The organism is Candidatus Equadaptatus faecalis (assembly GCA_018065065.1).
Classification (GTDB): domain Bacteria; phylum Synergistota; class Synergistia; order Synergistales; family Synergistaceae; genus Equadaptatus; species Equadaptatus faecalis.
In genome coordinates, this window is sequence record JAGHTZ010000064.1 from 1 (window position 1) to 17001 (window position 17001).

The 17001-nt window shown below is 51.8% G+C and carries 10 protein-coding genes; 7 read left to right on the plus strand and 3 right to left on the minus strand.

The window, feature by feature from the left end; all coding sequences use genetic code 11:
• Window positions 1-317: 317 nt before the first annotated feature.
• The 7 genes from KBS54_05295 to KBS54_05325 all read left to right on the plus strand — a co-directional run bounded on the left by KBS54_05295 (window position 318) and on the right by KBS54_05325 (window position 14868).
• Window positions 318-4316, plus strand: a complete 3999-nt coding sequence (locus KBS54_05295; protein ID MBQ0055538.1) for a YadA-like family protein — start codon at window positions 318-320, stop codon at window positions 4314-4316.
• Window positions 4317-4647: 331 nt separating this feature from the next.
• Window positions 4648-8295, plus strand: coding sequence for a YadA-like family protein (locus tag KBS54_05300; GenBank protein MBQ0055539.1), 3648 nt, complete (start codon window positions 4648-4650; stop codon window positions 8293-8295).
• Window positions 8296-8666: 371 nt separating this feature from the next.
• Window positions 8667-11120 (plus strand): DNA gyrase subunit A, encoded by a 2454-nt coding sequence (gene gyrA / locus KBS54_05305; GenBank protein ID MBQ0055540.1) that lies wholly within the window; start codon window positions 8667-8669, stop codon window positions 11118-11120.
• Between the two features lie 12 nt (window positions 11121-11132).
• On the plus strand, window positions 11133-11753 hold the full coding sequence (locus KBS54_05310) for a phosphatidylserine decarboxylase family protein (GenBank protein MBQ0055541.1): 621 nt from the start codon (window positions 11133-11135) through the stop codon (window positions 11751-11753).
• Window positions 11754-11787: 34 nt separating this feature from the next.
• On the plus strand, window positions 11788-12492 hold the full coding sequence (pssA, locus tag KBS54_05315) for a CDP-diacylglycerol--serine O-phosphatidyltransferase (GenBank protein MBQ0055542.1): 705 nt from the start codon (window positions 11788-11790) through the stop codon (window positions 12490-12492).
• Window positions 12493-12524: 32 nt separating this feature from the next.
• Window positions 12525-14291 (plus strand): indolepyruvate ferredoxin oxidoreductase subunit alpha, encoded by a 1767-nt coding sequence (gene iorA, locus KBS54_05320; GenBank protein ID MBQ0055543.1) that lies wholly within the window; start codon window positions 12525-12527, stop codon window positions 14289-14291.
• A 1-nt stretch (window position 14292) separates the two neighbouring features.
• Complete coding sequence (locus KBS54_05325; GenBank protein ID MBQ0055544.1) at window positions 14293-14868, plus strand: indolepyruvate oxidoreductase subunit beta; 576 nt, start codon at window positions 14293-14295, stop codon at window positions 14866-14868.
• A gap of 162 nt (window positions 14869-15030) precedes the next feature.
• Here KBS54_05325 and KBS54_05330 read toward each other — a convergent pair whose 3' ends face one another.
• The 3 genes from KBS54_05330 to KBS54_05340 are packed head-to-tail and all read right to left on the minus strand — an operon-like array spanning window position 15031 to window position 16876.
• Window positions 15031-15216 carry a hypothetical protein gene (locus tag KBS54_05330; GenBank protein ID MBQ0055545.1) on the minus strand — a complete coding sequence of 62 codons (186 nt, stop codon included), beginning with the start codon at window positions 15214-15216 and terminating at the stop codon, window positions 15031-15033.
• Window positions 15217-15248: 32 nt separating this feature from the next.
• Entirely contained in the window at window positions 15249-16133 is an 885-nt protein-coding gene (locus KBS54_05335; protein MBQ0055546.1) for a bifunctional 5,10-methylenetetrahydrofolate dehydrogenase/5,10-methenyltetrahydrofolate cyclohydrolase, read from the minus strand.
• Window positions 16130-16876, minus strand: coding sequence for an NAD-dependent deacylase (locus KBS54_05340; protein ID MBQ0055547.1), 747 nt, complete (start codon window positions 16874-16876; stop codon window positions 16130-16132). Before KBS54_05340 ends, KBS54_05335 begins: the two co-directional genes overlap by 4 nt.
• Window positions 16877-17001: the final 125 nt, after the last annotated feature.

Here is a 17001-nt window from a genome sequence, read left to right on the forward strand (position 1 = left end):
AACGACACTGGATTCTGCGCTGCACTTCGTGCCCGCAGAAAGACTAATAAAAAGGCAGAAAGACAAAGATTTTAACGGTTCTAAGGTTCTAACGCTTACAGCTTATAGCTTAAAGCTTACAGCTAACTGAGTGCGAAGTGCGCTCTTAACGGTTTTAGAAGGTTTTTCATTCGTCATTTGTAATTTGTCATTCGTAATTTGAGCGAGGTGCGAGGTGCGAGGTGCGCCTTTAAAATTCTTCGTTATTCATTCTGCATTATTCATTACATATAAATTCAGGCTTCAAAATTCAAAATTCCAAAAAGGGAGGAAACACAATGAAAAGTTTTAAGAAGTTAGCGGCAATCCTAATGCTCGTATCGTTTATCTTCGGCACGGTATCGCCGGCGCTGGCAGATGCGTCGTGGGTAACCACCGGTGAGGGTGTTGGTACCAACGCGATGAAAGAAAGCACAGCAGCAGGAGCCAGCGGCAATAATTCCGTGGCGATGGGTTACCAAACGAACTCCACCGGCGATTATTCCACATCGATGGGCTACAAAACGTATGCAGGAGCCAATCTGCAGTCAACGATAGAATGGACAAAGGGTTGGGGTGAGTATGAGATTCAAGAACTTACGACAGCGTTTAAAGCTGATGTTACGTCCGGTGATGTTGCAGACAAATCGGCAGCTGAAATTCTGAGTATGGATGAGAGCGCATTTAGCGATGAAGACAAGCCTAAGTTTACACAATACAAGCAGGATGCAATTACTCTTGCAAAAAGTAATTATGTTGGTGACTATAGCACGGCGATGGGCTGGAATACGACCGCCAGCGGACAAGCTTCCACGGCGATGGGCTGGAATACGACCGCCAGCGGAGAGGATTCCACGGCGATGGGCTGGAATACGACCGCCAGCGGACAAGCTTCCACGGCGATGGGCTATGGTTCTCAGGCAGTTGGATACGGCTCATTTGCCGGAGGTGGATACCGCAATCCAGCCGGTTCGGTTTATAATGGTGGCACAGCCTACGGCGAAAGCTCGTTTGCGTTTGGTGAAGGCGCGGTGACAGGTTACAGAACAGGAAGCGGCACAGAAGACGACCCGTATGAATATTATGGAGACCATTCCATAGCGATAGGCCGCTACGCGAACGCCAGTTCAGCCTATTCCGTGGCGATAGGCACCGAAGTGAACTCCAGCGGAGGGTATTCCACAGCGTTGGGCTATCAGGCGACCGCCAGCGGAATGTATTCCACAGCGTTGGGTCACTATACGAACGCCAGCGGGTATTATTCCACGGCGATGGGCTGTTATACGAACGCCAGCGGGAATTATTCCACGGCGATGGGCAGGTGGACGAACTCCAGCGGAAATTATTCCGTAGCGATGGGCATCAGCACGAGCTCCAGCGGAAATTATTCCGTAGCGATGGGCGCTGGTACGACCGCCAGCGGACGTTCTTCCGTATCGTCGGGCTTTTTTTCAGTAGCGGTGGGTGAAGGGTCCTTTGCCGGCGGCGGATATTGGAATTCGTCAACTGACAAGGCAGACGGCGGTACAGCCTACGGCAGAAACTCGTTTGCGTTCGGCGCAGGCGCGGTAGCGGGTACAAGAACAGGAAGCGGTACAGCAGAAGACCCGTATGTTTACGGCGGAGATTTTTCCGTAGCGATGGGTAAAGGCGCGACCGCCAGCGGAGAGGGTTCCACAGCGATGGGCAGTAATACGACTGCCGGAGGAGATTATTCTACGGCAATAGGTTATGTAAGTGTGGCACGGGGCGATGGTTCTTTTGCCGGCGGTGGTGACGGAACAGACTTCGGCGGCACAGCCTACGGCAGAAGTTCGTTTGCGTTCGGCGAAGGCGCTATAGCGGGTGACAGCAGCGACGAAGAAGGTACAGCAGGGACAATAGCGCTCGGCAACGGCGCACAGGCAACGCACGCAAATTCAGTTGCGCTCGGAAACAATGCTGTAAGCAAAGAGAAGCAGAATATATCAAGCGCGACAATCGGAACGAAAACCTACAATTTCACGAGCGGAACCACAGCCGAAGGCGTAGTGTCGGTCGGTGACACAGGACATCTGAAACAGATAGTGAACGTAGCAAACGGAGCGATAACGGCAACGTCAACCGACGCGGTCAACGGCGGACAGCTCTATGCGATAGTAGAAGCCATGTCAGCGCTTGAAGCGAAAACGCTGAAAGACGAAATAGTAAAAGAAAACACGCCGGAACCCGGACAGACGACGACGCAGGGTATAGCGGCCAACGCGGCGGACGGACTGACGGTAACGAAAAAAGTAACGGACAGCACTACGGGAGATCCGATCTCAACAGACACGACAGCGGTAACGTCAGACGGGGTAACAGTAGGAGACGGAACCAACGTCTCAACAGTTGCGAAAGACAAAATAACCGTGACAGACGGAAACGGCAAAACCGCGGAAATGACGCCTGAGGGCTTTACAGCGACGGATACCTCGGCGGGTACACCGGGTACAACCGTTAAATTCTCAACCGACGGCATTTCGGCAGGCAACCAGCAGATAGCTGACGTGGCAGACGGGAACGTGGCTCCCGGTTCAACCGATGCGGTCAACGGCGGACAACTGTATGGTTATACGACAGTTAAAATCAAAAGCGGAGAAACGACAAGCGGAAATGTTACCACTGCGGAAGGTATAGTACTGGAAGCCGGAGACAATATAGAACTTACGGCAGCCGGCAACAGCATAAAAATATCTTCAACCGGAGGAACAGGCGCCGATGTCCCGCACTATGACAAAGACGCAAGCGGAGAAAGACTTAACAGCATAACGCTGAAAGACAAAGACGGCGGCACAGCGTCACAGGTAGCGATTAAAAACGTGGCAAGCGCCGGAACGCTTGCGGCAGACAACACGAACGCCGCGACAGGCGCGGACATCTACAACGAAGTGAGACCGGCGACAGACGGAGAGTACGTCAAAACCGGCAACACCACAGCGCAGAACCTCACAGCGCTTGATACGCAGGTCAAAAACAACACAGACACAATAGCGGCAATTACAGGCGGAACCGGAACACTTGACGTTGCGGAACTGAAAATTGCCGGAGACACGTACATTACGCCGGACGGAATCGACGCCAACGGCAAAAAGATTATCAACGTGGCAGACGGTGACGTGGCGGAAGGTTCAACCGATGCTGTCAACGGTGGACAGTTGTATGATGCGATAACCATGACACCGGCAGGCAACTATTATGCGGACAAAGACAGTGTAACGACAGCTGTAAGCAAAATTGACAGCGCTATCGGCAAACTTCAGAGCGGCACCATACTTGACGGCAGCACTGTTGCGGCAGACCTTCAGAACCTTGAAGATGCGATCAATGGTATTGAATTTGGAGAAGTTACCATAATCAGGGGAAAGAAAGCTGCGGGAGACAAAGCTGCTGAAGCAAACGCGGAACAAGCGACAGCAGCAGGATACAATTCGGCAGCCGGTGCACAGGGCGCGACGGCAGTCGGCTACGGAGCTAAAGCAGCCGGTGAATACTCAACGGTGGTCGGTCACGGCAACACAGTAACCGGAAACGGCTCAGGAGCGTTTGGCAGCGGCAACGAAATAGCCGGAGCTAACAACTTTGTACTCGGAAACAACGTAAAAATAGAACCAACTGTAGAAAACAGTGTGGCGCTCGGCAACAACTCAACCGTAACGGAAAGCAACGTAGTATCCGTAGGTTCACCCGGAGCGGAACGCAGAATATCCAACGTGGCTGACGGTGTTAATCCGACAGATGTGGCTACAAAAGGACAGATGGACACCCTTGCCGCTGCCACAAATCAGGCAATAGGCGACCTCGCGGCATCAACCAATCAGGCGCTCGGCTCAATGCAGAACGAAATCAGCTCCGTATCCGGTGAAGTCAGGGAAGTCGGAGCAATATCAGCGGCGTTGGCGGGACTGCACTACGCTGAACCGAGCGGCGAAGAAGGCGACCGGTTGTCCGGAGCGGTTGCCTACGGCGGCTACAGAGGTGAAAGCGCGGCGGCAGTCGGTTTGGCGTACAAACCGAATCCGAACCTTATGGTCAGCGCGTCAACAAGCGTCGGCAACAGTCAGAACGCCTACAACGCCGGCGTAAGCTACAGATTCGGCAAAGGCGAAACGGCGGTAACGCGCGCGGCGCTTCAGAAACAGGTGAAGTATCTGAACGACAAGACAACCGCTCAGGGTGAAGAAAATGCAGCTTTGAAGGCAGAGAATGCTGCACAGAACAAAAAGATCCAACTTCTTGAGCAGGGTCTTGAAGAGCTGAAAAAACTTATTAAGAAATAATTTGTAAGGATGGAGAGAGTTGTTAAAGTTGTTATAAAAAACTCTTTCCATCCTCTCCTTTTTTGTGCGGACGTCCTTAGACGAACGCAGAAAATGAAGGACGGGAGTATGAAACCCGAAGAAAAGCTATAAGCTGCACGCGGCAAGCCATAAACAAAAAGTCTTAAAGGTTCTAAAGCTTAACGCTTATAGCCAACTAAGTGCTAAGTGCGCCCTTAAAGTTTGTTAAGCCCTCAGCACTATATAAAACAACGATGAAAAGCGATAACAGATAAATGACATAGAAAATACAGGCACCAAAAAACAGAAACAGAAAGGGAAAAACGAAGAAATGGGGACAACAAGAGCAGCAAAAACAGCAAAGAAACTTGCAGCAGTCCTAATGCTTGTATCGTTCATCTTCAGCACGGTATCGCCTGCAATGGCAACAGCAAAGTTAGACAATGACCCAGGGGATATGGAGAGTACAGGCATTAGGATCTATGACGAGAACAGCGGCATGGGCGGTGAGGAACCTCATGCAACTGGTTACTATGCTATTGCGATGGGCTTGAAAGCGACCGCCAGCGGAGATTATTCCACATCGATGGGTTATGGCTCAATCGCCAGCGGAAGGGTATCTGTGGCGATTAGCAATTCAGTTGCAGCAGGTTCTGGCTCGTTTGCCGGCGGCGGAGATTATGATCCAGCGACAGGATTTGGTACTGCTGGCGGTACAGCCTACGGCAGAAGCTCGTTTGCGTTCGGCGTAGGCGCAGTAGCGGGTGTTGACGGCGACACGACAGACGGCGGACAGATAGCCATGGGCAACAACGCACAGGCGACGCACGCAAATTCAGTTGCTCTCGGCAACAACTCCGTAACGGTAGCGGACAACACGATAGCGGTTGGCGGAACAGGCTACAGCACGTGGAAAAGAATAACGGGCGTGGCAGACGGAACGGCAGCCACAGACGCGGCGACGTTCGGACAGCTGACAAACTACACGGCGGTTAAAGTCACAGGTAAAGATACTTCATCCTCAACAGATAACCTTAGAACGGCAAGCGGCATAGAACTTGCAGCCGGAGACAACATAGGCTTTGCGCTTGACGGCAACAAGCTGACAATCAGCTCCACCGGCGGAAGCGGCGGCGACAGCATCTGGGAATATGACATGACGACAGGCGCCAGCGGCACAGGCATCTGCGTTAAGAACGCTTCTAACACCGCCGACGGAAATTATTCCACGTCGATGGGCTACGCAACGCAGTCCAGCGGAAATTATTCCACGTCGATGGGCTACGTAACGCAGTCCAGAGGAAATTATTCCACGTCGATGGGCAGCTATACGATCGCCAGCGGAGATTATTCCACGGCGATGGGCGCCGGAACGATCGCCAGCGGAGAGAGAACCACGGCGATGGGCACCGGAACGCGCGCCATCGGAAATTATTCCACAGCGATGGGCTGGAGTACGAGTGCCAGCGGAGATTATTCCACAGCGATGGGTGATGGTACGAGTGCCAGCGGAGATGGTTCCACGGCGATGGGCGCTGGTACGACCGCCAGCGGAAATGCGTCCACAGCGATGGGAGATAGTACGACCCCCAGCGGAAGAAATTATACCACCGCGATGGGCTACCTTACGACCGCCACCGGATCTGCTTCCACGGCGATGGGCTGGGATACGAACGCCAGCGGAGATAATTCCACATCGATGGGCTATTTTACGAACGCCAGCGGATTTGCGTCCACAGCGATGGGCTACCGGACGAACGCCAGCGGCGATGTTTCCACAGCGATGGGCTGGGATACGACCGCCAGCGGATGGGCTTCCACGGCGATGGGCTGGAGTACGAACGCCAGCGGAACTGCGTCCACAGCGATGGGTGATGGTACGAACGCCAGCGGAACTGCGTCCACAGCGATGGGTGATGGTACGAACGCCAGCGGATTTGCGTCCACAGCGATGGGCTACCTTACGACCGCCAGCGGAGGTGACTCTGTATCAATGGGCTATGCTTCTAATGCAGTTGGATACGGTTCATTTGCCGGCGGCGGATATAGCCATTCGACCTCAGACTACGCCGCAGGCGGCACAGCCTACGGCAAAAGTTCGTTTGCGTTCGGCATAGGCGCGGTAGCGGGCGTTGAAAATCAAGCAAGTACTTACGCCGGAACGATCGCGCTTGGCAACAACGCTCAGGCGGTACACAAAAACTCTGTTGCTCTCGGCAACAACGCAGTGACAAGAGCAGTCGGCGACCCGATAACAAGCGCGACGATCGGAACAACAACCTACAACTTCACAGGCGGAAGCACAGCCGAAGGCGTAGTTTCAATAGGCGGTACAGGACACCTGAAACAGCTTATCAACGTGGCGAACGGCGCGGTAGCATGCGGTTCAACCGACGCGGTCAACGGCGGACAGCTATATGACATAATCAGCCAGCTTCCGGCCGGCGGCGGAGATTGGACAGCAAAAGTCAGAACGACAGACCTTGCCGTTAATTCCTCCAACCCGCTTGAATTTGTTGCCGGAGACGGCATAGAACTTTCAGCAGACAGCACAAGCGGAAACAAAATAACAATAAAAGCGACCGGAGGCGGAACAGATGAATTTGTCGTACGTTACGACAAAGACGCCGTAAGCGGAGAAAAACTTAACAGCGTAACGCTGAAAGACAAAGACGGCGGCACAACGTCACAGGTAGCGCTTAAAAACGTGGCAGGCGGTGTTGCGGATACTGACGCGGTAAACGTGGCGCAGCTGAAGGAAGTTAAGAACGACGTTGCAAATCTCGGCAGCGAAGTTACAACTCTCGGTGAAACCGTCAACACGGGCTGGAACGCAAAAGTTGGAGACACAACGATAAACGTCAGTCCTGCAAGCAAAGACCTTACCTTCAAGGGAGCAAACGAAAACGTAGTAATTAAAGCCGACGCAGCGACAAACACAATAACGATTGACGCCAAAGGCTCAACAGATGTTGCTGCGGCACACTACGACACAGGAACCGAACAGAAAGTAATGACGCTTGCTGGCGAAGGCGGAACGACGATCAAGAATGTAGCGGCAGGCGTTGAAAACACAGACGCGGTGAACGTCGGACAGCTGAACAGCCTTGCGGCTGCCACCAACCAGGCAATAGGCGACCTTGCGGCATCTACAAACAATGCGCTTGGCTCAATGCAGAACGAAATCAACTCTGTATCCGGTGAAGTCAGGGAAGTCGGAGCGATATCCGCGGCATTGGCGGGACTGCACTACGCAGAGCCGAGCGGCGAAGAAGGCGACAGATTTGCCGGAGCAGTCGCCTACGGTGGCTACAGAGGCGAAAGCGCGGCGGCAGTCGGCGTGGCGTTCAAACCGAACCCGAACTTTATGCTCAGCGCGTCAACAAGCGTCGGCAACAGCCAGAACGCGTACAACGCGGGAATAAGCTACAAATTCGGCAAGGGCAATACGGCAGTAACGCGCGCGGCGCTTCAGAAACAGGTAAAGTATGTAAATGAACAGAATACTGCCTTGAAAGCTGAAAATGCCGCTCAGAACACACATATAGCGAAGCTTGAAAACGATAAGGCGCTACAGGACGAAGTTATCCGTAAACTGCTTGAAAGAGTTGAAAAGCTTGAGAACAATAAGGCAAAGTCTGCCCCTGTTTCCGAACAGAAACAGCCGGTGAAAGCAGAACAGCCGAAGGTTGGACAAACGAAAACAGTACAGCCGAAGCCTGAAACAAAAGCGGCAAAGGCAAATGTTTCGCAGACGCCTGTATCCGGCAAGAATATTCAGGTGTTTTCTTCAGCGAGAAGAAGCGATTCGCAGCGGCTTGCGGACAGTCTCAATGCCAAGGGCTACAACGCCTTTGTCGGAGATGGCGTTGTAAAAGGCAGAACCTATTACAGAACGTTTGTTGACGGCGGAGATAATCCTCAGGCGGTGCTCGGTCAGCTTAAAGCCGCAGGAATTAACGGATTTATTTTCAAATGAGAGCGGTAAGCGGTAAGCCAAAAGCTTGAAAAGAAAGCTGCAAGCTATAAGTCAAAAGCTAAAAGCTGGAAACTGGAAGCATTAAGCTGAAAGCAGTAAGCCATAAGCAAAAAAAACGTCATACCGTAGAAATACGGTATCCAGAGGCTTTGAAAAGGCCTGGATTCGCTAAAGCCTTGTCGGCTTCCGCAGAATGACGGAAAAAAGAAACAACAAACCGGCGCGGAAGTTTTCCCGCGCCGGTTTGTTGCTTTTTGAGACTATTCAGGCTGGATTTTCAGCGCCGAAAATGCTATAATAGCATAGTTAGACAGGCAGGGAATTTCAGCCGCAATTTAGGCTGATTCCTCAGGTTTCACGGAGGTTTTGAAATGGATAACGGTTCAAAGCAGGCAAATCTTTTTGAGATAGGCAGGGTTTCCGCTCTCCCTATTGAAGACGAGATTAAGACCAGCTATATCAATTACGCTATGTCGGTTATCGTCGGACGCGCCATTCCCGACGCCCGCGACGGTCTGAAACCTGTTCAGCGCCGCGTGCTTTGGGACATGCTTGAGCTTGGTGTGCGCCACAATCAGCAGACAAAGAAATCGGCGCGTATCGTCGGTGACACGATGGGTAAATATCACCCGCACGGCGACGCTTCGATTTACGATACCATGGCGAGACTTGCTCAGGATTTTAACCTGCGCTATCCGCTTGTTGAAGGTCAGGGCAACTTTGGTTCAATAGACGGAGACCCCCCCGCGGCAATGCGTTACACCGAAGCCAAGCTTCAGTTGCTGGGCGAAGAGATGCTGGCAGATATCAACGAGGAAACGGTTGACTGGATGCCTAACTTTGACGAATCTCTTATGGAGCCTGCGGTGCTTCCTTCGCGTATCCCCAATCTGCTTGTGAACGGCACCACAGGCATAGCCGTAGGTATGGCTACCAATATGCCGCCGCACAATTTGGGCGAGGCAATAGATGTTTGCTGTGCTTTGCTTTCTAATCCCGAGACGGAGCTTTCGGAGCTTGTAAGGCTTATGCCGGGGCCTGATTTCCCGACAGGCGGAATTATCATGGGCAGAGACGGTATTATGGACGCCTACAGAACGGGCAGGGGTAAGATAATTCTGAGAGGCCGCGCGGAGATTGTTGAAGGAAACCGCGGCAGGAATTCTATCGTTATCACGGAGATTCCGTATGCGGTGAATAAAACGACGTTTATTGAAACGATTGCGAAGTGCGTTCAGGCAGGGCAGATTGACGGTGTTTCAGACCTGCGCGACGAGTCCGACCGCGAAGGTATGCGTATCGTTATAGACACGAAGGCTGACGCGGATCCCAATCTTGTGCTCCGCCAGCTTTACAACCGCACCCAGCTTCAGACGACTTTCGGCGTTATAAACCTTGCCATTCTTGACGGTCAGACGCGCGAACTTAATCTTAAAGAGATGGTCGGAATATTCCTTGACCACCGCCGCGAGGTTGTGCGCCGCCGCACCGAATTCCGTCTGCGCAAGGCGGAGGAACGCGCTCATATCGTCGAAGGTTTGCTTAAGGCGCTTGACATAATCGACGAAGTCATACGCACGATTAAATCCTCAGAAAATGCGGTTACCGCAAGAAATGCCCTTGTTGCCAATCTCGGCTTTACCGAAATTCAGGCGCAGGCAATTCTTGACATGAAACTGCACAGACTTACCGGACTTGAAAGAAATAAGCTTGATACGGAAATGAAACAGCTGCAGGCTGACATTGCGCGTTACAGGGATATTCTCGGCAGCAGTTTTGTGCTTGACTCGGTAGTTAAGAGCGAGCTTGTTGAAATTAAGGAACAGTACGGGGACAAACGCCGCACGGATATTGAAGACGGCGGTCTTGAAGAGGTCAACGACGAGGATCTCATTCCTGAGGAGGATATCGTTATCGCCCTCAGCCGTGACGGTTACGTCAGAAGAATGCCGCTTGCCGACTACCGCGTGCAGGGACGCGGCGGAAAAGGAGTGAAAGGCGTTGCCACGAAAGCGGAAGACGAGGTTGCAATTCTTGAAACTACCACCACGCACCGCCAGCTTTTCCTCTTCACGGACAAAGGCAAGGTCTACGGAATGAAAGGCTACATGATTCCACAGCCGAAGACCGGAAAAGGCAAGCTGATTTCAACGCTTGTGCAGCTTGAACAGGACGAAAAGGTTGTTGCCGTTAAAGACAAGGACGCAAACGACGCTAAGTATATTTTCTTCGTTACGAAAAACGGTATAGCCAAGAGACTGCCCGTTGAAGAGCTTGACGGGCTTACAAGGGCAGGCAGACGCGTGCTCGGACTTACCGACGGCGACAACATTGCAAGAATCCGCGTCACGCACGGAAATGACGAACTGCTGTTTACAACGGCAAAGGGGCAGACGATACGCGTTCCCGAAGACGAATTCCGCCCGCTCGGCAGGCAGGCGCAGGGCGTTAAAGGCATACGCCTTGACGACGGCGACACTGTTGTCGGCTGCGACGTTGTTACAGAGGGCTATCAGGTGCTTTTCATTTCCGCAAAGGGAATAGGCAAACGCACGGAATATTCAGAGTTCACCACGCATCATCGCGGAGGCTACGGAGTGCGTTCAATGAAACTGACCGCAAAAACCGGAGACCTTATCGGCGCGTGGGGCGTTGACGACGAAGAAGAGATAATTATCATATCGGCAAACGGACGCATAGTCCGCATACCGGTGAAACAGATTTCAATCCTCAGCCGTACTGCAACGGGCTATACCGTAGCGCGGCTTGACGAGGGCGATACTATTGCGGACATCAGCATAGTCCGCGAAGTAGAGGAGGATTAGCGCTTGTTTAAAATCTCGCGCTACGGATGGTTTGAGGTAGGCGTGTTCGGCTTTGTTTTTGCCGCCGCCTGCTTCACGTCAAAATGCCTGGCATGTTTTCTGTTTTTCCCGCTTGCTTTTTTCATCTATTTCTTCCGCGACCCTGACAGGGAGCCTGAAGGAGAAGGCTGGCTGTCGCCGGCTGACGGCAGGGTGGTTGAAATTATTGACACGGAACACGAATATTTGGGCAAGGCTGTTAAAATAGGTATTTTTATGAACGGCTGGGACGTTCACGTAAACCGTTTCCCGTTCATGGGAACAGTTGAATACGTAAGATACATGCCCGGAAAAAAGAAGGTGGCGTTTGCACCTAAAGCAAGCGACGTGAACGAAAGATTTTACGTCGGAGCAAGATCTGAGGACGGGCGTTTCCTTCTCTGCCAGATAGCGGGCATTATGGCGCGCCGCATTACCAAAGACGTTGCGATAGGCGACGAATACGGACGCGGCGAACGCTACGGAATGATTAAACTCGGCTCAAAGGTTGACCTGTATCTGCCTGCTTCAATACGGCCGGTTGTCAACACAGGCGACCGCGTTAAGGCAGGGCAGACTGTAATAGGGGTGAAAAGAATTGAAAGAACAGAGTAACGGAAAAATTCCGGTAAACGTTGTTATACCGAATATGATTACAAGCGGGAGCGTTTTCTGCGGCATCGCGTCTCTTGTCATGACGCAGCACTGCAGATTTAACGCGGCCGCTTTGCTGATATTCTTCGCTGTTTTCTTCGACGTTATGGACGGAAGAGTAGCCCGCAAACTGAACGGAAGCAGTGCTTTCGGAGAGCAGCTTGACAGTCTTGCCGACGCACTCAGCTTCGGGGCGGCGCCTGCAATTCTTGTTTATTCCGCGTATCTTTCCAACACAGGCATAAATTCAACCTATCTCGGCGGCGCTGCTGATTCTCTCGGGATTATGGCAGCAGCGTTTTTCACGCTTTGCGGAATTCTCCGCCTTGCCCGCTTCAACGTTTGCCACATTCCCGAGGGGCCTTTTCAGGGGCTGCCTATACCTGCCGGCGGTTTGACGCTTGCCTCGCTTGTGCTTGCGCGCTTTCAGCTTTCGCCGCTGGTTGTGATGTTCGGAATGTTTTTTGTCGGCGTGCTTATGGTCAGTTCCGTGCCTTACTGCAACGCGAAAAAAATGCACAGCGGAAACGTGATAAAAGGACGATTCTATTCCGTTATCGCTTTGATAGCGGCTATTTTCTTCTTCCTGCGCTTCAGAGGTTTTATTGTTGTTTCGCTTATATACATTGCAACAGGTCTTTTCGGCATAGATCTTGCCAAATGGGCAACAAAAGAAGATACAGCCGAAATTAAGGAATAGAAATTATTGCATAAACGGGGGAATGCTGAAAAATGAAAAAAATTATGACAGGCAACGAAGCAATAGCACGGGGCGCATGGGAAGCGGGACTGCACGTTGCGGCAGCCTATCCCGGAACTCCGTCCACTGAAATTCTGGAAAACATATCAACTTATCCTGAAATCTACTGCGAATGGGCACCGAACGAAAAGGTGGCGGTCGAGGTGGGCGCGGGGGCTGCTTTTGCCGGTGCCAGAGCCATGTCCGCCATGAAGCACGTCGGGCTTAACGTTGCTGCAGACCCGTTTTTCACCCTCGCTTACACCGGAATTTCCGGCGGCTACGTAATAAACGTCGCCGATGACCCAGGCATGTTCAGCTCACAGAACGAGCAGGACAGCCGTTTCTACGCTTCCCACGCGAAGGTTCCCATGCTTGAGCCTTCAGACAGCCAGGAAGCTCACGATTTTATAAAAAAAGCTTTTGAAATATCCGAAAAATTTGACGCTCCGGTGCTTTTCCGCGTAAGCACGCGCGTATGCCACAGCAAATCTCTTGTTGAAACAGGCGAAAGAACGGAAATCGCGGTGAAACCGTATTCCAAAAACACTCCGAAATACGTTATGTCGCCGGCAAACGCAAAACAGAGAAAGATTGTTCTGGAGCAGAGGCTTAAGGATTTGCAGGCTTTCAGCGAAACAACCGAGCTTAACCGCACGGAAAACAACGGCAGCAAAATAGGCGTTATCACAAGCGGAATTTCCTACCAGCACGCGCAGGAAGTGTTCGGCGGCACGGTTGACTATCTCAAACTTGGCTTCACCTTCCCGCTTCCGCCGGAGCTTATGCTGAATTTTGCCGCGGCGCATGACGAAATATACGTTATAGAAGAAAACGAGCCTTATCTTGAAGGTTTTGCCAAACAGCTCGGAATAGACTGCGTCGGCAGGGAAAAACTTCCGTTTGTCGGCGAGCTTACGCCTGAAATCATCCGCCGCGCCTTTGTTCCTGCGTCTGAGGAAACAGGCGGCTACGCTGTTGAAGCCAAGGCTCCTCCCCGTCCGCCTGTGCTTTGCCCGGGCTGCACGCACAGAGGTTTCTTCTACGAAATAGCAAAATACAAAGAGAAAATCATAACGACCGCTGACATCGGCTGCTATACGCTTGGCTCGGTTCCACCGCTTGGCGTGAACGACAGCGTGCTCTGCATGGGCGCTTCAATTTCGGGCGGCATAGGCTTCCGCAAAGCGCTTGACAAAGCTGGCGACAGCAGAAAGGTATTCGCCGTTATCGGTGACTCCACCTTCTTCCATTCAGGCATAACAGGACTTATAGACGCAGTTGTCAATAAAGCGGATATTGTCGTCAACATTCTTGACAACCGCATTACGGCAATGACAGGACACCAGGAAAACCCCGGCACAGGCAGAACTCTTATGGGAGAGCCGACACACCAGGTTGACCTTGAGGCGCTGTGTCTTGCCTGCGGCATCAAAAAAGAAAATCTGCGCGTCATAGACCCGTACAATCTCAAAGAAACGGCAGAGGCGGTAAAAGCAGGTTATGAAGCCAAAGAACCGTTCGTAATCATAACAAAACGCCCCTGCGCGCTTATCAAAGAAGTGATGAAGGAACGCGCGAAGATGAAATGCGCCGTTGACAGGGAAAAATGCGTTGGCTGCAAGCTCTGCCTCAAAGCGGGCTGCCCCGCGCTTATGGTTGAAGACGGCAAGGCAAAGATAGATACGGCAATGTGCAACGGCTGTGAAATCTGCGCTCAGATTTGCCCCAAAAAAGCCATTTCAAGGGAGGATCTGTAAGATGAACGACACCAAAAGTATTCTGCTTGTAGGCGTTGGCGGACAGGGAACAATCCTTGCTTCCAAAATTCTCTCCGAAGGTCTTGCCCGCAAAGGCTTTGACATCAAAATGTCGGAAATACACGGAATGTCGCAGCGCGGCGGCTCTGTTTCAACCCACGTGCGCTACGGCTCAAAGGTTGCTTCCCCGATAGTTTCCGAAGGAGAAGCGGACGTTCTCGTTGCATTTGAAAAATCAGAGGCAGTTCGCTGGCTCAATTATCTCAAAAAAGGCGGCTGGCTTGTCGTCAACAACTACGAAATAAAATCGCTGCCGGTGCTGACAGGACTTGCGGAATATCCTGAACAGGTAATTGAGCAGCTTAACGCGGCAGTTGAAAACGTTAAAATATTCAACGCCACTCAGATAGCGCGTGAACTCGGCAACGAAAGAGCGCAGAACATAGTGCTTCTCGGAGCGCTCATAAAGGCGCTCGGCATTGCAGACATGGACTGGGACAGCGTGCTTGAACAGCTTATGCCGGCAAAGGTTGTTGAGCTTAACAAAAAAGCGCTTCACGCAGGTATGGAGCAGTAGAATACATAACAGTATGTTGTATTCAGGCTGTGCAGTCTGCAGAAAATAGAGTTTAGAATAAGAAAAATCCGCCGTTAAGGCGGATTTTTGTTTTCATTGTGTAAAATCTTTTTTGTTTTGCGCTCCAAAATTGGTTATTGGTAATTTGTAATTGGTAATTTTTTACGCGCTGTGCGTGAATTTTGTAGCGCCTCGTTCGTCATAGGTGTAGATTGTTCCGCCGACGCGTACGTTGACTGTTGTTCCGGTATAGCCGTGGAGCTCGCCTGTTTTTGTGTAAAGCACGCGGTTGCTCTCATCGTAGACGTAAACTGAGGAACCTTTCTGAATTGCGACTGCTATGGACATTTTTCAGTCTCCTTTCGCTGTTTTGCAGATATTTAACCGCAGAAATTCTGCATATTGAGTTTTACTGCTTTGCCGAGCCTGCGTTTTGTGGCAAGCAGAAGAAGGTTTGAGAGCAGAAGCGCAACTGTCAGGGGACCTACGCCTCCAGGCACCGGCGAAAGCGCCTCAACGCAGTTGTCTTCGCACGGCGCAACGTCGCCCGTCAGCTTTCCGTCAACGAAATTTGTGCCGACATCAGCGACCCAAGCGCTTTTTTTAAGTTTTCGCTGGTCTATGATTCCTGCCTGTCCGGCTGCCGAAATAACAACGTCGGCGTCTGCAAGAGCCTTGTCAAAGGCTTCCTGCGAGGTGCGCGTGTGGCATACGGTCACGGTCGCCTGACGGTGGAGCATGAGCAGGGCGGCTGCCCTTCCTACGTTCGGGCTTCTGCCGACTATCGTGCAGCGTTTGCCCTCAAAGCTTTTCATGCCGTAATATTCAAGCAGCAGAACGGCGGAATTAGCCGTGCAGGGCAGTGGTATATCCGTCTCACCGAGATACATTCGCCCGAGATTTTCAGGCAGAATACCCTCAATATCCTTTTCAGGAGGAATAACCGCGCGTATTTCGCCGGCGTTCCAGCCCTTCGGAAGCGGTGTCATAAGAATAATCGCGTCAATGTCGGGATTTTCGGCGATTTTGCCAAATTCCGCCGTGAATTGTTCCTTTGATATATCAGCCGGAAACTGAATATGCTCGGCGCATGCGCCGACGCTATGTGCCGCTTTTATCTGGCTTCCGACGTAATTCAGCGAGGCAGGATCGCTCCCCACCTGCACCGCGGCAAGCTTCGGAACAAAAGAAAGCTGCGATATTTCAGAGGCAATCCATTCGCGTATCTGTTTTGCCGGAGTCTTTCCTTCAAGTAACCGTGTCATCGCCGCGCCCTTGCTCCCTTCACGGCTTCATTGACCTTTGTGAGGTAACTGCCTATTCCATCGTGTACAACCAAATCTGCAATACAGTCCATCGGAGTTTCATCGCGGTTGATAATTACAAGCTTTGCGCCGCATTGCTTTGCCTGGCGCGGAAAATAGTTCGCCGGCGAAACTGTCAGCGAAGAACCGAAAACGATAAACGTGTCACAGCGTGAACTCCAGCGGTCGGCAAGCGTTAAAGGCTCGTTCGGCAGCATTTCCCCGAACAAAACTATTCCGGGGCGCAGCTTTCCGCCGCATTCGCAGCGTTCCCCGTTCAAAAAGTCTTCGTCTGTATCGTAAAGCTTTCCGCATTTCTGGCAGCGCACGGGAAGCATGCTTCCGTGCAGCTCTGCGACTTTCACTGAGCCTGCGCGCTGGTGCAGCCTGTCAATATTCTGCGTTATCACTCCGATGAGATACCCTTCCTTTTCCCATTCGGCGATAATTTTATGTCCTGCGTTCGGCTTGATGCTTTCGGGAACGTAAAGCCTTGCCTTGTAAAAAGAGCAGAAATTATCGTAGTTGCGCAGCACGGCGTCTATGGAGCACATCTCCATAGGGTCTGCTTCAGCCCAAAGCCCCGTGCGCGAACGGAAATCCTGAAGTCCTGATTCCGTGCTGAGACCTGCGCCCGAAAAAACCGCGACGTTTCCGGCTTTGACGCGTTCCGCAAGCCAGCTTATGCCTTCCTCGCAATTCATTTCATACCGCCCCCTTTTTGTCTTGTTTCATTATACATTAATCTGAGGGATTAAATTCATAAAACTGACAAGGTACCGTATTTTTGTTCGTGCCGCCGCAAAAGTTGCAGAACAACCGGAAAACG